The organism is Kocuria sp. CPCC 205260 (assembly GCF_040981045.1).
GTDB lineage: Bacteria > Actinomycetota > Actinomycetes > Actinomycetales > Micrococcaceae > Kocuria > Kocuria palustris.
Genome location: NZ_JAVKPT010000001.1, coordinates 281,036 through 301,385, shown reverse-complemented (window position 1 = coordinate 301,385; position 20,350 = coordinate 281,036). Strand labels below are relative to the sequence as shown.

The window sequence follows — 20,350 nt, the reverse complement described above, 5'->3', positions numbered from 1 at the left end:
CCGGCCGCAACGAACAGTGAGGTTAGCCTAATCTTCCTGAGTGGCGGCTCACTGCGAGCTGGCCGAACCGGCAGAACCCAGCGGGAGAGGGAGCATGGCGAGGATAGAGAGTGCCGTGGTGCGTGCCATGGGGTCGATGGAGACCAAGCTCACAGTTCTGGGGCGGGAGGAGATCGCGCCGTCGTACCTGCGGCTGGAGCTGGATGACGGCGGACTGCTGGCCCGCAGGGTCCCGCACCCGACCATGTGGCTGCGGCTGTGGTTCGCCGAGGGAGGCCGGGACCACCAGCGGGCCTACACCCTGGTGGATCCCGATGTCGACGCCGGCCGGTTCAGCCTGGAGTTCGCCATGCACGAGGGCGCGGCCAGCGACTGGGCGCGCGAGTGCCGTCCCGGCGACACGATCCGAGCGTCGCTGCTGGGCAGCAAGCCGCCCTGGGCGCCCCGCGGTCGTCGCGCGCGGAAGGCCGTGGACCCCGACGTCCCGTTCAGCGGTCGGACGATCGTCATCGGCGACTCGGCAGCGCTGCCCGCGATGAACTCGCTGCTCGAATCGCTGGGCGAGGCTCCGGCAGAGGTCTGGCTCGAGCACAGGCTGCCCGAGGACCGGCAGCTGCCGCTGCACCTGGGGCCGACTGCGGAAGGCCACAGGGTGCACCGCAGCGACGAGAGCAGCGGGGTGCGCGCCGTCCTGGAGAGCCGCTGGTCGCAGCAGCCGCCGAGCCCGCAGGATCGCTACTGGATCGCGCTTGAGGCCCGCGACACCCGCGGGGTGTCGTCGATGCTGCGCGCTCACGGCGTGGGCCGCGAGGCGATCGAGGCCACGGCATATTGGAGGAGCGCATGAGCCGGGCGAGGACCGCGAGCACCCCGAGGGCCTCCGTCGCGCGGCCGCACGTGGCCGCAGGGCTGTGGAGCCTGCTCTGGGCGCTGTACACCACCCAGTTCATCGGGGCGTCGTTCATCAGCACCGGCCTCACCGGGATCCTGCGCAGCGGCGGGGTGGACCTGGCGATGCTGGGCCTGCTGCAGCTGCTCGGGCTGATCTGGCCGCTGAAGATCCTGTGGGCGCCGCTCGTGGACCGCTGGAGCCCCGCACGGGCGGCGGGCCATCATCGAGCCTGGCTGATCCTGCTGCAGTCGCTGATGGTCCTCAGCCTCCTGGGCCTGGCGCTGATCGGCGACCCGGTCGCCCAGCTGGGCCCGGTGGCCGTGCTCGCCGGGCTGTTCGTGCTGTTCTCCGCCACGCAGGACATCGCCGCCGACGCGCTATCCGTGCGTCAGCTGCCCGAGGACAGGCACGACGACGGCGCCGGTGTCCAGGTGGCCGCCAGCTACGTCGGCACGGTGATCGGCGGCGGGCTGGCGCTGGTCGTGCACGACCAGTGGGGCTGGCGCGCGGCCGTCGTGCTGCTGGTGCTGTGCACCGCTGCGGCCATGATCCCCGTGCTGCGCTGCCGGGAGCCGGAGCGCGAGGACCTCGAGCACGTCCGGTTGCGCCTGCGCGATGTCGTGGGCGTGCTGGCACAGCCGGGAGCCCGGCTGTGGGGCCTGGGCGCCATCCCGCTGGTGGCCATGGGCTCGGCGGGCATGTGGTCGCTGGTGACCCCCATCCTCACCGACGCCGGCTGGTCGCTGAGCCGGATCGGGCTCACCACCTCCGTGCTGGCCTCCATCCCGGCCCTGGGTGCCGGCCTGCTGGCCGGGCGCCTGATGGGCCGATGGGGACGGGCTCCGATCATGGGTCTGGGGGCGGGCGTCCAGCTGCTGGGCGGTCTTCTCCTGCTGCCGCTCGTGCTGGGCTCAGGCGCCTCCGCGACCGCGGGGGCAGCAGCCGTCCTCGGCGCCTGCCTGATCCTGGCGGGCTACACCGTGGCGAACACCGGCATGTACGCCGTCAACCTGGATCTCTCGCGCCCCGACCATGCCGGGACCGACTTCACGCTGCTGAGCAGCCTCAACATGCTCGCCGGGACGATCGGGGCCTGGGCCGGACTCACGGTCGCAGCGTTCACCGGCTACCCGATCTCCCTGCTCGTCGGCCTGGTCGTGGCCGCCGCCGGGATCCTCACCGCACAGCGGCATCAGCGGGTCTGGGGTCGAGCGGCAGGCCGCGGCTGAGCTCCCGTCTCCGGTATGGGAATCGACGCAGGTTCCGAGCGGATGCTGCCAGCCGAGTCGCGGCTGGCGAGCATCCGCTCCTTCCCCAGCCCTCGTCCTCAGTCCGCGAACTCGGGCAGTCGCATCATGCCCTCCTGCATGGTGGTGGCCACCAGGTTCCCATCGCGGTCGAACATGCGGCCCTCACCGAGCGCGCGGGCTCCGGAGGCCGACGGGGAGCTCTGCACGTAGAGCAGCCATTCGTCGGCGCGAGCCGGGCGATGCCACCACATGGCATGATCCAGCGAGGCCACGGACATGCCCTTCTGGGTCCACACCTTGCCGTGGCGGCGCAGCGCGGGCTCGAGCATCACGTAGTCGGAGACGTAGGCCAGTGCGGCCTGGTGCAGCTGAGGGTCATCGGGCAGGCGGCTGTGGGTGCGCACCCACACGGCGTTGAACGGCTGGCGATCCTCGTCCGGGGCCAGGTAGATCGGCTGGGTGATGTAGCGGATGTCGAACGGGCGCTCGATCACCGAGCGGGCCGCCGACAGCGGCACGCCCTCCAGCAGCGTCTCGGCGGTGGGCAGGGACTCCGGATCCGGCATGCCCTGCGGCATCCGGTCCTGGTGCTCCAGGCCCTCGGCGGGCTCCTGGAACGAGCATATCCCGGAGAAGATCGTGCTGCCGGACTGGTAGGCATGCACGCGCCGGGTGGAGAACGAGCGGCCGTCGCGCATGCGCTCCACACCGAACGTGATCGGCTCGTCGATGTCTCCGGCGCGCAAGAAGTAGGCGTGCATCGAGTGGATGCGCCGCGACGGCTCCTCGACCGTCCTCCCCGCCGCGATCACGGACTGCGCCAGCACCTGGCCGCCGTAGACGGCCCGGCGAATGGCCGACAGGGTGCGTCCCACGAAGATGTCCTCGTGGGTGCGGGCCCCGCCGCCATCGGCCAGCTGGAGCATGTCGATCAGATCCTGCGTGCGACGGGCAGGATCCTTGGCGGGCTCCTCGCCACCGGTTCCGGTCCCCGTGCCGGTGGACGGGGAAGCGGGGGGCACGGCGGAGGAGGGGCGGCTGCGGTCGCTGGAGGACTGGGTCATGGACCCACTCTATGCGCGGGCGCAGCGGGATCGGATGAGCCTCGGGCGTCGTGCCCGTGTGCTTCCATGGGAGGCATGAGCTCCCTGAGGATCCCCGTGCAGATGCGCTTCGGTGACATCGATTCGTACGGCCACGCCAACAACGTCATCCAGCTGCAGTACTTCGAGGAAGCGCGAGTGCGTCTCAGCGAGTCGACTCTGGAGGGCGTCCCCGGTGTGCCGGGGGACGTGACGTTCCGGGAGCTCGTGGGGCAGCGCCTGACCGTGATCGGGCGCCAGGAGGTCGAGTACCTGGCGCAGCTGCACTACCGCACCTCCGAGATCGAGGTGGAGGTGTGGGCCTCCCACATCGGCACGAGCTCCTATGTGCTCAACTACAGGCTCCAGGACGCGGGCGGCGGGACCGTCTACGCGATCGCCCAGTCCACGACCGTCGAGATCGACGCCAGGACCGGCCGCCCGGAGGCATTCGGCCCGGAGCAGCGCGCCTTCCTGGAGCACTGCAGCGGGGATCCGATCGTCTTCGGCCGCCGTCCGGCCGAGACCGCAGCCCACGAGGGCTCGGGCGCTCAGGAGGCGTGAGATGGGACGTTCGCTGCGCCTGCGGGACCGGGAGTCCGTCGAGGACGTCGGCACATACCTGAGCCGAGCCCGGGCGGTCGATGCCGAAGGAGCCGTGCGGTTCCAGGCCGTCGGCGGTGCCGTGGGGATCTGGACCTGCGCCCTGGCCAAGCAGGGGCTGCTCGACTCCACGCCCACGGTGCTCGGGCTGCGCACCGCCGGACTGTCCGAGGCCTCCGAGCTCGACGTCGTGGTGTCGCTGGCGGCCGTGCTGGACCGGATCCCGCGCGCGGATCAGGACGACACCCTGCTGGGCCTGCCGCCTCATGACGCCCACGCGGCCTGGGCCGGGATCTCGCCGTCGCTGTCGGGCTGGGAGACCGTTGCGGCAACCCCGGCCCCGGAGCTCGTGCGCGCGGCCCGCGACGGCATCGAGGAGGTCGCGCGCACCGTGCCCACGGATTCCGGGCAGGAGATCGTCGACCGTGTGCGCTCGCAGGTCTGGGGCCGGGTCTCGGAGTGGGGGCAGACTCCCGGTCACGCCGTGGACGTGCCGGTCGGGGCGGCGTTCGCCGCCTGGTCCCTGGGCTTCCTGCGCGCCGACGACGACTCCGAGGTCCCGGTGGCCGTGCACGGCTCCTGGGCGCGGCTGGCGTGTCCCGGCGGGTTCGTGCTGATCCGCCGCTGAGGACGATCAGCCGGGGCTGTTGACGAGCGAGTGCGCCGCGCGCTCCAGGTAGTCCCACAGGACGCCCTCGTGCATGGGGGACAGCTCCAGCGTCTCCACGGCGGCGCGCATGTGCTTCAGCCAGGTGTCGCGGGCCCAGGTGTCCACCGTGAAGGGCATGTGCCGCATGCGCAGGCGCGGGTGGCCCCGCTCCTGCGAGTACGTGCTCGGCCCGCCCCAGTACTGCTCCAGGAACATCCGCAGCCGACGCTCGGCGGGACCCAGGTCCTGCTCCGGATACATGGAGCGGAAGCGCTCGTCCTCGGCCACCCGGGCGTAGAACTCGCGGGTGAGCTTGGCGAACGTCTCATGCCCGCCGATCTCGTCGTAGAACGACGAGCTGCGCGAGGACTCCGCGCTCTGCTCGCCGGAGCCTGAGACCGAGCCGGAGCTGCGCTGCGGGCGGCGCATGGCCGACAGCGGGCGGCCCACCGGGATCAGCCGCGCATCGGCAGGAGCCTCCGGCGCCGTCGGCTGCTGAGCGGGGTCGGGGACGGGCGCCGATACGTGCGGAGCCTGACCGGTCGAAGCCCCGTCGCCGGCTGCCTGCGGGGCCGCCTCGCCCGTCGAGGGATCCTCACGGTCGTCGGAGTCTCGGGGTGCGCTGGGCTCGGGCATGCTGGCCTCCTCGGGGTCGCCGGACACGGGGTCCTGTGCTGCAGGGTGCTGTGCTGCAGACAGCGTGGGGTCGGGGCGCGTCATTCCATGGTGGTGCGCGGTGCGGGCGTGCGCTTGGCGGCCTCGGCATCGGCAAGAGCCGTGAGATCGGGCTCGTGCACGCCGGGGGATGCCGGGTGGGCGGCGTCGACCTCCTGTGCGGCCACGGCCCGCACCACGCGGTCCCGACCCTCCAGGGCCAGGCGGCGCAGGCCGTTGAGGTCCTCGGGGATCTGCGCGATGAACTCATCGGCGGCATCCACCGTGGCCTGGACTGCCGTGCGCGGGAACAGGCCCACCGCGATCTGCTCGGCGAGCTCGTGCGAGCGCGTGCGGTAGATGTCGGTGACCTGCTCGAAGTAGCGCTGCGTGTACGGGGCGAGCAGCTGCGGATCCTGGGTCTTGCGGAACCCAGCGATCGCGGCGGCCTGCAGCGAGTTGGGCATGGTGCCCTCCTCGACGACGGCCCGCCAGGTCTCGGCCTTGGCCTCCGGCGTGGGGATCGCGGCCCGGGCCGAGGAGGCCGAGATGGCCCCGTGCTCGGTGTTGTCCGCCTGCAGCGCGGCGTCGATGTCAGCGGCGCCGGCGCGGCCGCCCGCGGCCAGGCTGATCAGCAGCGACCAGCTCAGGTCGTCGTCGATCTCCAGGCCCTCGAGCCGGACCTGACCGGAGCGCAGCTGCTGGACCAGGTCCAGATGCTCCTCGGTCGAGGCGCGGCGGGCGAAGGCGCTGACGAACTGCAGCTGATGATCCGAGCCGGGTGCCGCCTTCTCGGCGAGCTCCCAGAGGCGGGTGGCGGCATCGTGGTCAGTCGCCTGGCGCGCTCCCGCAGCCACGTACGAGTCCAGGACCTGGTCCAGCCGGCGCAGCTGCAGGTTCACGGTGGTGGAGTCGGACTCCTGTCCGATGTTGTTCAGCACGGTGTCCACGTAGGCGCGGGCCGGGGTAACGCCGTCGTGCACGCCGTCCCAGGCGGCCTGCCACACGAGGGCGCGCGGCAGCGAGTCCGCGAAGTCCTTGAGGTGCTCGGCCGCGGTGTCCTGCGAGCACTCGTCCAGGCGGATCTTGGCGTAGGCCAGGTCGTCGTCGTTGAGCAGGATCAGGTCGGGGGCATCGCGCCCCACGAGCTCGGGGACCTCGGTGAGCGCGCCGTCGATGTCGAGCTCGTGGCGGTGGGTGCGCTGCAGCAGCCCGGTCGCGGAGTCGACGTCGTAGAACCCGACCGCAAGGCGGTGCGGGCGCAGGGTCGGCAGCTGCTCAGGGGCGGTCTGCTCGATCGCGAACGAGGTGATGACGCTGTCGTCGTCGCGCTCGACCCGAGGGATCAGGGTGTTGACCCCTGCGGTCTCCAGCCAGCGCTGGGACCAGTCCTTGAGATCGCGACCCGAGGCCTTCTCAAGCTCGACCAGCAGGTCCTTCAGCTCGGCATTGGCCCAGCCGTGGGCCTGGAAGTAGGTGCGCAGCCCGGCCATGAACTCCGGCTGGCCCACCCAGGCCACGAGCTGCTTGAGCACGGAGGCGCCCTTGGCGTAGGTGATGCCGTCGAAGTTGACGAGCACGTCCTCCAGATCGGCGATCTCGGCCTTGATCGGGTGCGTGGTGGGCAGCTGGTCCTGCTCGAAGCCCCACGACTTCTCCCCGGAGGCGAAGATCGTCCAGGCGCCCTCCACATCCGTGGCCTGTGCGCTGGCCAGGGTCGAGGCGTACTCGGCGAAGGACTCGTTGAGCCACAGGTCGTTCCACCAGCGCATGGTCACGAGATTGCCGAACCACATGTGCGCCAGCTCATGCAGGATCGTGATGACGCGGCGGTCGCGGCGGGCCTGCGTCGGCTTGGAGCGGAAGACGTAGGACTCCACGAAGGTCACAGCGCCCGCGTTCTCCATGGCCCCCGCGTTGAACTGCGGGACGTAGAGCTGGTCGTACTTCTCGAACGGGTACGGGGTGTCGAACTGGGCCTCGTAGAACTCGAAGCCCTGCTTGGTGATGCGGAACATCTCCTCGGCATCGACGTGGTCCATCAGCGACTTGCGGGCGAAGACGCCCAGCGGGATGGTGCGGCCGTCGCTGGAGGTCAGCTCGTCGCGCACGACCTCGTACGGGCCGGCCACGAGTGCGGTGATGTACGGCGGCAGCACGGGGGTGGGGGCGAAGGCCCAGGTGCCCTTGTCGCCTTCGACGACGGGCCCCGGGGTGGGCTGGTTCGACACGACCTTCCAGTGCGCCGGCGCGGTCACCGTGAAGGCGAAGCGGGACTTCAGGTCCGGCTGCTCGAACACCGGGAACATGCGCCGCGTGTCGGCGACCTCGAACTGCGAGTACAGGTAGACCTCGCCGTCGGCGGGGTCCACGAAGCGGTGCAGGCCCTCGCCGGTGTTCGTGTACTGCATGGTGGAGGCGATGACGAGCTCGTTGTCCTCGGCCAGCTCGGGCAGGAGGATGCGCACGCCGTCGGAGACCTCCGCCGGATCCAGCTCACGGCCGTTGAGGCGCACGGAGGACACGGAGGCCGTGAAGGCGTCGATGAAGCTGTCCGAACCCGTCTCCCGGCACGTGAAGCGGACGGTCGTGAGCGCCTCGAAGGTCTCGTCGCCGGTCGTCAGGTCCAGCACGACGTCGTAGGAGGCGACCTCGAGGGCGGCGGCGCGCTGGGCGGCCTCCGCGCGGGTCAGGTTCTTTCCGGGCACGGTCGGGTCCTTTCCGGACGGTTCTCCACTTGCGGTGCGGGCGGCGGCTCATCAGGGCATCTTCGCGCTGAGTGGGGGAGGGGCCTCCCGGGCGTTCTGCCCATGATGCCATGCGCCTCGCACGTCGCAGCAGGCGATTAGGCTGGGGCCGCATCTGGGGCGCGGTCCGTGCGCCCGTCGAGAACTCGAGGAGCTGAAACGCTAATGCGCGTGCACATCGCCACGGATCATGCCGGAATGGAGCTGTCCCAGTACCTGGTCGAACAGCTCTCGCAGCGCGGATTCGAGATGATCGATCACGGCCCCGAGGTCTATGACGCCCTGGATGACTACCCCTCTTTCTGCATCCACGCCGCGCAGGCTGTGATCGAGGACCGCCAGGCCGGGATGGACTCCCTGGGCATCGTGCTGGGCGGCTCCGGCAACGGCGAGCAGATGGCGGCCAACAAGGTCACCGGCATCCGCGCCGCGCTGGCCTGGTCGCTCGACACAGCCAAGCTGGCCCGGGAGCACAACGACGCCCAGGTCGTGGCGCTCGGGGGACGCCAGCACACCCAGGAGGAGGGCCTCGAGATCGTGCTCGCCTTCCTGAACGAGCCGTTCTCCGGCGACGAGCGCCACGTGCGCCGCATCGCCCAGATCGAGGAGTTCGAGCGCACCGGGAGGGTCGTCGGCCACTACGACGCCGTGACCGCCCGCGCCTATCGGGGCTGACCCGTGCCGGAAGGGCACTCGGCCCACCGCCTGGCCACTCAGCTCGGCGACGTCTTCGGCGGGCAGGCTCTGGTCGTGTCCAGTCCGCAGGGTCGCTTCTCCGACGGCGCGGCCATGCTCGACGGCCGGCGGCTGGTGTCCTCGCACGCTCACGGCAAGCAGCTGTTCCTGGAGCTGGCGGCCCCGGATGATCCCTCCGACGTCCTGATCATGCGCTCGCACCTGGGCATCTACGGCGCCTGGGGCTTCGCGGGAGATTCCGAGTTCTCCGCCGCCTCCAGCATCGGGGCTCCGCGCCGGCTGGGGGAGCGCGAGTCGGAGGACTCCCTCCAGTCCGTGGAGCACGATGACGACGGCCGCGTGATCCCCGATCCGCCCGTGGGCGCCGTGCGAGTGCGCCTGGTCGGAGACCACGGCTGGGCCGATCTGCGCGGACCCGCGCTGTGCACGGTGGAGAGCCCGGACGAAGCGGCTGCCGCTGAGGCGAAGCTCGGTCCCGATCCGCTGGATCCAGATGCCGACCCGGCTGCCTTCTGCGCGCGTGCGGCCCGCAGCCGTCGTCCGATCGCCGTGCTGCTCATGGAGCAGGACATGATCGCCGGCGTGGGCAACATCTTCCGCGCCGAGTCGCTGTTCCGTCAGGGCGTGGATCCGTTCCTGCCGGGGGCCTCGGCTTCCGAGGAGACGCTCGAGGCGCTGTGGAGCGAGAACGTGGAGCTCATGCGCACCGGCGTGCGACTTGGACGGATCATCACCACGGATCCGTCGGACCGCCCCGGGATCGACGAGGCCGAAGCATGGCCCGAGCAGGCCAACTATGTCTACGGCCGAGCCGGCCTGCCCTGCCGTCGCTGCGGCACGACGGTGCAGCGCCAGCAGCTGGCCGGGCGTGCGCTGTTCTGGTGCCCGAGCTGCCAGCCGCCGGTCTCACCCCGCTGAGGCCGCAGCAGCGCACGCGATCGATGCTGATCGGGTGCCGAAGTGCGGCCTGGACCACCGGTACGAGTGTGCGGTGCCGTCTCCTGGTGAGCTGATGACAGATCTGCAGCCCCTCAGCGCTGAGGGGCTGCAGATCTGTCACCAGCCGGCAGAGCGACGACGAGGGCCCCGGCGATCTGCTGATCGCCGGGGCCCTCGATTCTGGAGGGGATGACGGGAATCGAACCCGCGTAATCTGTTTGGAAGACAGAGGCTCTACCATTGAGCTACATCCCCGCGCATGCGTCGACGGCATCGGATCCGATGAGCACGAGCGACGATGAAACTACCCCACGCAGACCACCTCGGCAAACCGCGCGGAGCCCCCGCGGGTGCGGCATGACGGTGCGTGCGGCTAGACTCGTGCGGTGTCCGCGCCCAGGCGCGGGCACCGCGGACGGTCAGCGGACCCCGCAGCGTGTGCCACCGGCTCCAGCCGGGTCCCTCCGGCAGCGCGCGGCCCGCACGCCCACGGGGTGTAGCGCAGTGGCTAGCGCGCCTGCTTTGGGAGCAGGAGATCGCAGGTTCGAGTCCTGTCACCCCGACGCCTGTCCCCGTCGCCGTGCTGTGCGCGGTGCACGAGGACGCCGTCCGTGCCTGCGGCCCAGTGACGGTCCGCAGGCCGAGCAGACATCGCATCATCACCGATCCGAATCCACTGAGGAGTGCATCGCCAGTGCAGAGCACCGTCGAGAAAGTCAGCCCCACCCAGGCCAAGATCGAGCTGGAGATCCCGTTCGCGGAGCTCAAGCCGTACCTCGATCGCACCTACAAGTCCCTGGCTGATCAGATCCAGGTGCCGGGCTTCCGCAAGGGCAAGGTCCCCTCGAAGCTGATCGAGCAGCGCGTGGGCTACGACTTCGTCGTGGAGAACGCCCTCCAGGAGGGCATGGACTCCTTCTTCCAGCAGGCCCTGGCGGAGAATGAGCTCACCCCGATCGCCCAGCCCAAGCTCGAGGTCACCCAGCAGCCCTCCTCCGAGGACCGCGAGGCGGACGTCAAGGCGACCGTCGACGTCACCGTGCGCCCGGAGATCGAGCTGCCTGAGTACAAGGGCCTGACCGTCGAGGTCGAGGCGCGTGACGCCGAGGACGCCGACGAGACCGAGGCCCTCGACGAGCTGCGCGGCCGCTTCGGCACCCTGAAGAGCATCGACCGCCCGGCCGCCGACGGCGACTTCGTGACCCTGGACCTCCAGGCACTGGTCGACGGCGAGGAGGTCGACGCCGCGAACGACCTGTCGTACCAGATCGGCTCGGGCAACATGCTCGAGGGCATGGACGAGGCCATCCTGGGCCTGTCCGCTGACGAGGACGCCACCTTCGAGACCAAGCTGGCCGGCGGCGAGCACTCCGGCGAGGACGCCACCGTCAAGGTCAAGGTCACGGCGGTCAAGGAGCGCGAGCTGCCCGAGGCCGACGACGACTTCGCCCAGATGGCCTCGGAGTTCGACACCATCGAGGAGCTGCGCGCCGACCTGAAGAAGCAGGCCGCCGACTCCGTGGTCGTCGAGCAGGGCATCGAGGCCCGCGACAAGGTCCTCGACAAGCTCGTGGAGCTCGTCGAGATCGAGGTCCCGGAGTCCATCATCGAGGACCAGCTCGAGCAGCACTTCAACAACCCGAACGCCGAGGCCGGGCACGACACCCCGGAGCACCGCGACGAGGTCCGCGACAACGCCCGTGCGGCGTTCCGCAACGAGATCATCCTGGACGCCGTCGCCGACGCCGAGGAGATCGGCGTGGAGCAGTCCGAGCTGATCGACTACATCGTCACCACGTCGCAGCAGTACGGCATGGACCCGAACCAGTTCGCCCAGATGCTCGACGGCTCCGGCCAGGCCGGGATGATGGTCGGCGAGGTCCGTCGTCGCAAGGCCCTGGCCAAGGTCCTCGAGTACGCGACCGTCTCCGACTCGAACGGCAAGCCCGTCGACCTGTCCGACTTCGTGAAGCCGGCCAACGAGACCGCGGAGGAGGCCTCCGAGGCCGCCGCCTCGGACGCTGCTGTCGAGGCCGACGAGATCGTCGAGCCGAACGACGGCAAGTGATCCGATCCCGGTGAGCGCCTCCTGAGGGAGGCCCGCCCCGGGCCCAGCGTACGGCGCCCCGTCCGATCGGACGGGGCGCCGTCGTCGTCGCGGGGATCCGCAGGCCCGCGACAGCCGTCAGCGAACACCGCCGCCGAGCTACCCGCGCGGCCCCGCTGCCGGATTAGTGTCGGAGGCAATCAGAACGACCCCGAGAAGAGGACGCACCCATGACTTCGTCGCAGCCGCGAATGGAGACCACGCCCGGCCCCATGGGCCAGGACGACTACGTCTACAACCGCCTGCTCCGCGAGCGCATCATCTGGCTCGGCTCGCAGGTCGAGGACCGCAACGCGAACCTGATCTGCTCGCAGATGCTCCTGCTGTCCGCGGAGGACCCCGAGGCGGACATCTACCTCTACATCAACTCCCCGGGCGGCTCGGTGACCGCCGGCATGGCGATCTACGACACCATGCAGCTCATCCCGAACGACGTCGTGACCGTGGCCACCGGCCTGGCCGCGTCCATGGGGCAGTTCCTGCTGTCGTCGGGCACGCCCGGCAAGCGCTACGCCACGCCGAACACCCGCATCCTCATGCACCAGCCCTCGGGCGGCATGGGCGGCACGGCCTCGGACGTGCGCGTGCAGGCCGAGCTGATCATGGACATGAAGAAGCGCCTGGCCCAGCTCACGGCCGAGCAGACCGGTCAGAGCATCGAGAGGATCCTCGAGGACAACGACCGCGACAACTGGTTCACGGCGGAGCGGGGCCTGGAGTACGGCTTCTTCGACCACATCGCCGCGAACGCCTCGGGCGTCTCCGGGGGCGGCGGCACCCGCAAGGACACCGAGTCCTGAGCCCGCAGTCCACGCCCGCTGATCTTCCGAAGGAACCGAGGATGACTTCCATGCACAACCACCAGGCCATGGCCGCCGCCTACGGCGCCGGCTCCGCGGCATCCCACATGCCCTCCTCCCGCTACGTCCTGCCGGACTTCGAGGAGCGCACTCCCTACGGCTACCGCCGTCAGAACCCGTACACCAAGCTGTTCGAGGACCGCATCGTCTTCCTGGGCGTCCAGGTCGACGACGCCTCCGCCGACGACGTCATGGCGCAGCTGCTCGTGCTCGAGGCCCAGGACTCGGACCGCGACATCACCATGTACATCAACTCGCCGGGCGGCTCGTTCACGGCCATGACGGCCATCTACGACACCATGCAGTTCATCCGCCCCGAGATCCAGACCGTGTGCCTGGGCCAGGCGGCCTCGGCCGCCTCGGTGCTGCTGGCCGCCGGCACCCCGGGCAAGCGCCTGGCGCTGCCGAACGCCCGCGTGCTGATCCATCAGCCGGCCATGCAGGGCCAGGGCGGCGGACAGGCCTCGGACATCGAGATCCAGGCCAACGAGATCGTGCGCATGCGCTCGTGGCTCGAGGACACCATGGCGGTGCACACCGGCAAGTCCTCCGAGCAGATCAACCGCGACATCGAGCGCGACAAGATCCTCACGGCCGCAGAGGCCAAGGACTACGGGATCGTGGATCACGTCTTGGAGTCGCGCAAGGCGGTCAAGCCCAAGACCGTCACCCCGTGACACCACGGGATCGGCCGAAGGGCTGATCCTCCGGCGGGAGGGCGAGGCGCACGCAGGCGCCTCGCCCTCCCGCCGTCTCGTCGCCTCGAGCCCCGGTCGGCCCATGACGGGCGCGGCGACGTCCGCCGAGCGGGCGGACACCCAGGCGCAGTCATGTTGTTGGGCGGGTCGTCGCCCCTCGCGTATCGTGGAAGCGTCAGCGCCGACCGGCGCTCGTCGTCGTGCGCCCGCACTCGGGGCGTCGGCAGCACCCGGCAGAAGGAGAGCCCCATGGCCCGCATCGGCGAGAGCGCTGACCTGCTCAAGTGCTCCTTCTGCGGCAAGTCCCAGAAGCAGGTCCGCAAGCTCATCGCGGGCCCCGGCGTCTACATCTGCGACGAGTGCATCGAGCTGTGCAACGAGATCATCGAGGAGGAGCTGACGGAGACCGTCGGCCAGGAGGACTCCTCGCTGCCCACGCCCCGTGAGATCTACGACCACCTCCAGCAGTTCGTGATCGGCCAGGACCCCGCCAAGCGGGCGCTGTCCGTGGCCGTCTACAACCACTACAAGCGGGTGCGCGCCTCCCAGGAGGGCCGCCCGCTCCAGCTGGCCACCGACGAGGGCGACGAGTCCGTCGAGATCGCCAAGTCCAACATCCTGCTGGTGGGCCCCACGGGCTCCGGCAAGACGTACCTGGCGCAGTCGCTGGCCCGCAAGCTCAACGTCCCGTTCGCCGTGGCGGATGCGACCTCGCTGACCGAGGCCGGCTACGTGGGCGAGGACGTCGAGAACATCCTGCTCAAGCTGATCCAGGCCGCCGACTTCGATATCAAGCGCGCCGAGTCCGGGATCATCTACATCGACGAGATCGACAAGATCTCCCGCAAGTCGGAGAACCCGTCGATCACCCGCGACGTCTCCGGCGAGGGCGTCCAGCAGGCGCTGCTGAAGATCCTCGAGGGCACCGTGGCCTCGGTGCCGCCGCAGGGCGGGCGCAAGCACCCCCAGCAGGAGTTCATCCAGATCGACACCACGAACGTCCTGTTCATCGTGGCGGGGGCGTTCGCCGGGCTCGACGAGATCGTGGAATCCCGCGCCGGCAAGACCTCGATCGGATTCGGCGCTCCGGTGGAGCAGATCCTCAACCCGCAGAAGGCCATGCACTCCGGCACCGTGCTGCCGGAGGACCTGCTGAAGTTCGGTCTGATCCCGGAGTTCATCGGCCGCCTGCCGATCATCGCCGCGCTGGACGAGCTGACCACCGAGGATCTCGTGCGCATCTTGCGCGAGCCCAAGAATGCACTGCTCAAGCAGTACCGCAAGATGTTCGAGCTCGACGGCGTGGAGCTCAGCTTCACCGACGAGGCCCTCACCGCGATCGCGCAGAAGGCGGACGAGCGCGGCACCGGCGCCCGCGGCCTGCGCGCCATCATGGAGGAGGTCCTGCTCCCCGTGATGTTCGATCTGCCCACTCTCGAGGGTGCCGCTCAGGTGATCGTCGAGGCCGAGTGCGTCACCGACGGCGTGGAGCCCCAGATCCTCACGGCCCCGGACGAGGAGTCCAAGTCCGCCTGAGCCTGACCTGATGCCCGGTGTGCGGGGAGCGGGCCCAGTCTCCGGATCGTGCAGCCGGCTCCCGGACGTCGACGATCAGGCAAGCAGAGACACATGAGCAGGGCCCCGATCGCTGCGCGGCGATCGGGGCCCTGCTCTTCTGCGGACTGTCCTGTGCTCAGCGGCTCAGGCGCTGCGCGTCGAGGCGGAGGAGTCCGCGCGTCGGGTGCGGTTCTTCCTGTGCTTGCGCAGCGCGCTCAGCGCGATGAGGAGCAGACCCGCGGCCGCCCAGCAGACGAGCACGATCAGCGCGTGAGTCATCCCGGTGCCGTCGAAGAAGGCCACTGAGCGCAATGCGGTGCCTGCGGCGCCGATCGGCAGCTGCTGTCCGATCGCGCCCCACGGCTGCGGCAACCACTGCCAGCCGGTCGCCACGCCCGACAGAGGGTTGGCCACGAACATCATGAGGACCGCGCCCAGCGCCAGACCGGCACCGCCCAGCACGGACTGCAACCCGGAGACGGCCAGGGAGATCGCCGCGATGCCCAGCGCGAGCACGCCGGCCAGGGCCCAGAAGTCGCCGTCGACCGCGTGCAGCCAGCTCTGCAGGACCCAGGTCACGGCCACGCCCGCCAGCGCCGAGAAGCCGATGATGCCGAGGGCGCGCACAGCGGGACGATTCCCGGACAGCATGGTGAAGGCCGCAGCGGAGATCATGCCGCCGAAGGCCAGTGGCAGGGCAAGCGTGCTCATGGCTGTCGCGTTCGGGTCGTCGTCGGTCAGCGGGGCGACGTCGCGCACGGTGACCTCCTGGGCCGGGGCCTGCTGGGGCTGGTCACTCGGGGCCTGCTGGCCCTGCGCCTGTCCGCCCTGAGCGGCAGTCTGATCGCCCTGCGCCGGAGCCTGCTGTTCCTGCCCCTGTGCCTGCTGCGCCTGGGCCTTCTGCTGCTCCTCCAGACCCGTGGCGATGCCGTCCATCATCGTGCCGTAGGGGGTGCCGGCTCCCGAGGCCTTGAGGACCTCGACACCCTGCTGTCCCACCGTCACGGCACCGATGGCCTCTCGATCGGCCACGGCCTGCTCAGCCTGCTCGGCGTCGTCGTACTCGGTGATCTCGAAGGCGCCGGGGGAGCGCTCCTCGAGCGCATCGGTGATCTGCTCGACGGCCGGGGCGGGACCGGCGACCGCCAGCGGCAGGTCCTCCGGGCCGGAGTTCGGGGCCGGTGAGCTGGGTCATGGCCGTGCGAGGATCATGAGGCGGCGTTCCGAGCGTCAGAGTGCTGCCAGCCGAGAAGATGACCACGGAAGGACCACCATGCGAGCCGATGCCCGAGCCAAGCGCGCTGCTCTGCAGACGGCCGGGGCTGAGCTGTTCGCAGAGCAGGGCACGGACGTCCCGCTCAGCGCGGTTGCGGTACGAGCGGGCGTGGGGATCGGCACCCTCTACCGCCATTTCCCCACGCGAGGGGAGCTCTACCTGGGGGTGATGGAGGCCGTCGTCGAGAAGGTCGAGGCGGCGGCCGCTGAGCTGGAGACGGCGTGGGATCAGGATCCCCGGGCCACGTGGCAGGCCGCCGCCCACGAGCTCGGGCGGCTGCGGATCGGCGCTCTGGTGGAAGGTGCCGACCCGCAGCGCAAGGCGGCGTTCGAGGAGGCGGGCTGGGACCGAGTGCTGCAGCTGCGGGACCGGCTCTTCGACCGGCTGGGCGCGCTGCTGCGTCGGGGCAAAGAGGCGGGGCTGGTGCGGGAGGACCTGAGCCCTGCGCAGTTCTACTTCGGCCTGGCGGTGGTCACCCGCCCGCTCCCGGAGACCGTGACGCAGACCATGCCGGTGGATCTGAGCTGGCTCGTGGGCGCCTACTTCCACGGTCTGCGTCCCTGAGGGGCGGGCAGGCTGCGCACACGCGGCGGGCGGTCGGATCCTGCACGTCATCACGCTGTCAGCGGACGCCTCGACCTGTGCCGTCCGTGCGTCATAGGTTGGGAAGCGATGGCCGGGTCCTGTTCCGGGTCGGCCGCCCCCGCACATGGCGGCACCTCGCCGCTGATCAAGGAGTGAGCATGTCTGACAAGGTGGACTTCTGGTTCGACCCCCTGTGCCCCTGGGCCTGGATGACCTCCCGGTGGATGGGCGAGGTCCAGCAGCGCCGCGATGTCGAGGTCGACTGGCGCATCATCTCCCTGGGCATCCTCAACGAGAACAACCCGGACAACCACCACCACGGCCACGACGAGTCGATGTGGATGGTCCGCGTGATCCAGGCTGCCGCGCAGGCCCACGGCGACGAGTACCGCAAGAAGCTCTACGACGCCATGGGAACCCGCTGGCACGTCCAGGGCTACGGCGACGAGAAGAAGCTGGTCGAGACCATCGCCGAGTCCCTCGAGGAGGTCGGCCTGCCGGCCGAGCTGATCGAGGCCAAGGACTCGACCGACTTCGACGCCGCCCTGCGCGAGTCCACCGAGGCGGCTCAGGCCGTCGCGGGCAAGGACATCGGCACCCCGTGCATCGCCGTGAACGGCACCGGCTTCTTCGGCCCCGTGTTCACCCCGGCTCCCAAGGGCGAGCAGGCGGCCGAGATCTGGGACGCCGCGCTGACCCTGTCGGGCTACTCGGGGTTCTACGAGCTCAAGCGCGGCCGCGAGAAGGGCCCGGACTTCAGCTGAGGCCTCCGGCCGCGCTCGCCGGGACTGCCCCGACGACGGCCGCCGTCACGCCCGTGGCTGACGAAGGCCGTGGTCGACAGGGCAGGCGTCGGCCAGTATCCGACGCAACTCGATGAGGCGCCGAGCAAGCACTACGGCCCCCGCACCGATCGGTGCGGGGGCCGTAGTGCCGTGCCATCGGATCAGGCCTGCACGGTCTCCTCCGGGGGAGCCAGCCGGACGTCGCCGACCAGCAGCAGGGCATCGCCCGTCTCGCCCTCCACGACGGTCAGCTCGCGTGCGTTGCCGGCGGCCTTCAGATCGCCCAGCCCGGCCTGCAGCTGCTCGACCTGGGCGGCCGGGGCCGTGATGGTCGCCGACAGCACCTCCGTGCGCTGCTTGACCTTGGCTTCGGACTTGGACTTGCGCAGCCCGGACAGTGCCACGCCCACGGCGGTGAGGATCTCGGGATCGGCCTGATCGGCCTGGCCCAGGGACTCGGCCGACGGCCACGGCGCGCGGTGCACGGAGCCTGCGCGCCACCACGACCAGACCTCCTCCGTGGCGAAGGGGATGAACGGGGCGAACAGCCGCAGCAGCGCATCCAGGGTGGTGGCCAGGGCGGCATGCACGGAGGCCTGCTGCTCGGGGCCCTGCGCGCCGTAGGCCCGGTCCTTCACGAGCTCGACGTAGTCGTCGGTGAACGACCAGAAGAACGACTCCACGAGCTGCAGCGCCCGAGCGTACTCATAGCCGGCCAGGGCCTTCGACGCCTGCTCCACGACCTCGCGCAGACGTGCCAGCAGGGCGCGATCCAGGCCGTTGATGATCACCGACGGATCGGCACCGGCGGAAGCGGCTCCGGTGCCCAGCACCGAGGCCTCCGTGACCCCCTGGTTCAGCACGAACTTGGAGGCGTTGAGCAGCTTGATCGCCAGGCGACGGCCGATCTTCATCTGACCCTCGTCGTAGGCGGTGTCCGCGCCCAGGCGTGCGGAGGCCGCCCAGTAGCGCACGGCGTCGGCGCCGTACTTCTCCAGGACCTCGTTCGGCACGACCACGTTGCCCTTGGACTTGGACATCTTCTTGCGGTCCGGATCCAGGATCCAGCCCGACAGCGCGGTGTGGCGCCACGGCACGGAGCCGGCCAGGGTCTCGGCGCGCACGGCGGTCGAGAAGAGCCAGGTGCGGATGATGTCGTGGCCCTGCGGACGCAGGTCCATGGGGAACGTGGAGGCGTGCAGCTGCGGATCGGTCTCCCACCCCGTGGCGATCTGCGGCGTCAGCGACGAGGTCGCCCAGGTGTCGAGCACGTCCGGGTCGCCGGTGAAGCCGCCCGGGACGTCGCGCAGGTCCTCGGTGTACCCAGGGGCCGGCTGGGCGGCGGGATCGACCGGCAGCGCGGCCTCGTCGGGCAGCACGGGGGAGTCGTAGACCGGCTCGCCCTGGGCGTCCAGCGGGTACCAGACGGGGATCGGCACGCCGAAGAAGCGCTGGCGGGAGACCAGCCAGTCGCCGTTGAGCCCCTCGATCCAGTTCTCGTACCGGGAGCGCATGAACGACGGATGCCACTCGATCTCCCGGCCGCGCTCGATGAGCTTCTCGCGGCGAGAGGCGTCGCGGCCGCCGTTGCGGATGTACCACTGCCGGGAGGTCACGACCTCGAGGGGCTTGTCGCCCTTCTCGTAGAAGTTCACCGGGTGGGTGATCTTCCTCGGCTCGCCCTCGAGGTCGCCGGACTCCGTGAGCATCTCCACCACAGCCTGCTGAGCGGAGAACACGGTCTTGCCGGCCACGTTCGCGTAGCGCTCAGCCGGGGCGCCGTCGGCGATCCACGACGGCTGCTCGGCCAGGAAGCGGCCGTCGCGCCCGATCAGGGCGCGGGTGGGCAGCTCGAGCTCGCGCCACCAGGTGACGTCGGTGAGATCGCCGAACGTGCAGATCATGGCGATGCCGGAGCCCTTGTCCGGCTTGGCCAGGTGATGCGCCTTGACCTCGACCTCGACGTCGAACAGGGGCGAGCGCACGGTGGTGCCGAACAGCTCCTGGTAGCGCTCGTCGTCGGGGTGGGCCACCAGGGCCACGCAGGCCGGCAGCAGCTCGGGGCGGGTGGTCTCGATGAAGACCTTCTGCCCGTCCGGGCGGTGGAAGGCCACGCGGTGGTAGGCGCCCTCGCGCTCCTTGTCCTCGATCTCCGCCTGTGCCACGGCCGTGCGGAAGGTGACGTCCCACATGGTGGGGGCCTCGGCCATGTAGGCGTTGTCGGCCTGGAGGTCCTTCAGGAAGGCCAGCTGCGAGACGCGGCGCGAGTGGTCGTCGATCGTGCGGTAGGTCCGGGTCCAGTCGACCGACAGGCCCAGGGTGGCGAACAGGTGCTCGAAGACCTTCTCGTCCTCGACCGCCAGCTCCTCGCACAGCTCGATGAAGTTCTGGCGGGAGACCACGTCCCAGTCGCGCTGGTTCTTGGCAGGCTTCTCCGGCGGGCGGTAGCCCTCCACGTAGGCGTAAGAGGGATCGCAGCGCACCCCGTAGTAGTTCTGGACGCGGCGCTCGGTGGGCAGGCCGTTGTCGTCCCAGCCCAACGGGTAGAACACGTTCTTGCCGGTCATGCGCTGGTAGCGGGCGATGACGTCGGTCTGCGTGTAGGAGAACATGTGGCCCACGTGCAGCGAGCCGGAGGCCGTGGGCGGCGGGGTGTCGATCGAGTACACCTGCTCGCGCGGGGTGCCCTCCTGGAAGGCGTAGGTGCCCTGCTCGCGCCAGCGCTGCGAGTACTTCTCCTCGAGGCCCTCGAGGGCGGGCTTGTCCGGGACCGTGATCGTGGTGGGCGTGTCTGTGCCCTGAGTGTTGTCAGCCATGGGGACCAGTCTCCCATGGCTCGCCCTGCGTCTCAGCACCTCTCACTGCCCTGGCCAAGGGGAATACCCACCTGGCCCGAGCGGATCCCTCACCTGGCTCGAGTGGATCCCTAGTTGAGCAGTTGGGGTGAACAGCGCAACTGGGGATCCACTC

The 20,350-nt window shown here is 70.2% G+C and carries 17 protein-coding genes and 2 tRNA genes; 13 read left to right on the top strand and 6 right to left on the bottom strand.

The window, feature by feature from the left end:
• Nucleotides 1–136: 136 nt before the first annotated feature.
• Both RF645_RS01295 and RF645_RS01290 read left to right on the top strand, forming a co-directional pair.
• The gene (locus RF645_RS01295) at nt 137–847 is read left to right on the top strand and encodes a siderophore-interacting protein (RefSeq protein WP_368818431.1); all 711 of its coding nucleotides are present in this window, start codon (nt 137–139) and stop codon (nt 845–847) included.
• Entirely contained in the window at nt 844–2,121 is a 1,278-nt protein-coding gene (locus RF645_RS01290) for an MFS transporter (protein WP_368818430.1), read from the top strand. The genes RF645_RS01295 and RF645_RS01290 overlap by 4 nt, the downstream gene beginning before the upstream one ends.
• A 98-nt stretch (nt 2,122–2,219) precedes the next feature.
• On the opposite strand, the gene RF645_RS01285 is transcribed toward RF645_RS01290, so the two are convergent.
• A complete protein-coding gene (locus tag RF645_RS01285) occupies nt 2,220–3,068 on the bottom strand; it encodes an acyl-CoA thioesterase (protein WP_368818668.1) in 849 nt (282 codons plus the stop codon).
• 213 nt (nt 3,069–3,281) lie between these two features.
• On the opposite strand from RF645_RS01285, the gene RF645_RS01280 reads away from it, so the two are divergent.
• Nucleotides 3,282–3,788, top strand: a complete 507-nt coding sequence (locus RF645_RS01280; RefSeq protein ID WP_368818429.1) for an acyl-CoA thioesterase — start codon at nt 3,282–3,284, stop codon at nt 3,786–3,788.
• A gap of 1 nt (nt 3,789) precedes the next feature.
• Nucleotides 3,790–4,455, top strand: coding sequence for a hypothetical protein (locus RF645_RS01275; protein WP_368818428.1), 666 nt, complete (start codon nt 3,790–3,792; stop codon nt 4,453–4,455).
• A gap of 6 nt (nt 4,456–4,461) precedes the next feature.
• Here RF645_RS01275 and RF645_RS01270 read toward each other — a convergent pair whose 3' ends face one another.
• Both RF645_RS01270 and pepN read right to left on the bottom strand, forming a co-directional pair.
• Entirely contained in the window at nt 4,462–4,905 is a 444-nt protein-coding gene (locus tag RF645_RS01270; RefSeq protein ID WP_285730985.1) for a globin, read from the bottom strand.
• A gap of 287 nt (nt 4,906–5,192) precedes the next feature.
• The gene (gene pepN, locus RF645_RS01265) at nt 5,193–7,838 is read right to left on the bottom strand and encodes an aminopeptidase N (protein WP_368818427.1); all 2,646 of its coding nucleotides are present in this window, start codon (nt 7,836–7,838) and stop codon (nt 5,193–5,195) included.
• Nucleotides 7,839–8,042: 204 nt separating this feature from the next.
• On the opposite strand from pepN, the gene RF645_RS01260 reads away from it, so the two are divergent.
• Together RF645_RS01260 and RF645_RS01255 are read left to right on the top strand one after the other, a co-directional pair.
• Nucleotides 8,043–8,552: a ribose-5-phosphate isomerase gene (locus RF645_RS01260; RefSeq protein WP_024290667.1), complete on the top strand. Its 510-nt coding sequence runs from the start codon at nt 8,043–8,045 to the stop codon at nt 8,550–8,552.
• 3 nt (nt 8,553–8,555) lie between these two features.
• Nucleotides 8,556–9,491 carry an Fpg/Nei family DNA glycosylase gene (locus tag RF645_RS01255; protein WP_368818426.1) on the top strand — a complete coding sequence of 312 codons (936 nt, stop codon included), beginning with the start codon at nt 8,556–8,558 and terminating at the stop codon, nt 9,489–9,491.
• 202 nt (nt 9,492–9,693) lie between these two features.
• Here RF645_RS01255 and RF645_RS01250 read toward each other — a convergent pair.
• A tRNA-Gly gene (locus tag RF645_RS01250) sits at nt 9,694–9,767 on the bottom strand.
• Between the two features lie 235 nt (nt 9,768–10,002).
• On the opposite strand from RF645_RS01250, the gene RF645_RS01245 reads away from it, so the two are divergent.
• From RF645_RS01245 to clpX, 5 genes are all read left to right on the top strand, one after another.
• Nucleotides 10,003–10,075 (top strand) — tRNA-Pro (locus RF645_RS01245).
• 131 nt (nt 10,076–10,206) lie between these two features.
• Nucleotides 10,207–11,580 (top strand): trigger factor, encoded by a 1,374-nt coding sequence (tig, locus tag RF645_RS01240; protein ID WP_368818425.1) that lies wholly within the window; start codon nt 10,207–10,209, stop codon nt 11,578–11,580.
• A 209-nt stretch (nt 11,581–11,789) separates the two neighbouring features.
• The gene (locus tag RF645_RS01235) at nt 11,790–12,419 is read left to right on the top strand and encodes a ClpP family protease (RefSeq protein ID WP_006215149.1); all 630 of its coding nucleotides are present in this window, start codon (nt 11,790–11,792) and stop codon (nt 12,417–12,419) included.
• A gap of 50 nt (nt 12,420–12,469) precedes the next feature.
• A complete protein-coding gene (locus RF645_RS01230; RefSeq protein WP_006215150.1) occupies nt 12,470–13,156 on the top strand; it encodes an ATP-dependent Clp protease proteolytic subunit in 687 nt (228 codons plus the stop codon).
• Between the two features lie 270 nt (nt 13,157–13,426).
• On the top strand, nt 13,427–14,713 hold the full coding sequence (gene clpX / locus RF645_RS01225; RefSeq protein WP_368818424.1) for an ATP-dependent Clp protease ATP-binding subunit ClpX: 1,287 nt from the start codon (nt 13,427–13,429) through the stop codon (nt 14,711–14,713).
• Nucleotides 14,714–14,878: 165 nt separating this feature from the next.
• Here the strand turns inward: clpX and RF645_RS01220 are convergent, their stop codons facing one another.
• Complete coding sequence (locus RF645_RS01220; protein ID WP_368818423.1) at nt 14,879–15,766, bottom strand: ABC transporter ATP-binding protein; 888 nt, start codon at nt 15,764–15,766, stop codon at nt 14,879–14,881.
• 241 nt (nt 15,767–16,007) lie between these two features.
• Between RF645_RS01220 and RF645_RS01215 the strand changes: the two genes are divergently transcribed.
• Nucleotides 16,008–16,574 (top strand): TetR/AcrR family transcriptional regulator, encoded by a 567-nt coding sequence (locus RF645_RS01215; RefSeq protein WP_006215153.1) that lies wholly within the window; start codon nt 16,008–16,010, stop codon nt 16,572–16,574.
• A gap of 179 nt (nt 16,575–16,753) precedes the next feature.
• The gene (locus tag RF645_RS01210) at nt 16,754–17,359 is read left to right on the top strand and encodes a DsbA family protein (protein ID WP_006215154.1); all 606 of its coding nucleotides are present in this window, start codon (nt 16,754–16,756) and stop codon (nt 17,357–17,359) included.
• 182 nt (nt 17,360–17,541) lie between these two features.
• Here the strand turns inward: RF645_RS01210 and valS are convergent, their stop codons facing one another.
• Complete coding sequence (valS, locus tag RF645_RS01205) at nt 17,542–20,196, bottom strand: valine--tRNA ligase (protein WP_006215155.1); 2,655 nt, start codon at nt 20,194–20,196, stop codon at nt 17,542–17,544.
• Nucleotides 20,197–20,350: the final 154 nt, after the last annotated feature.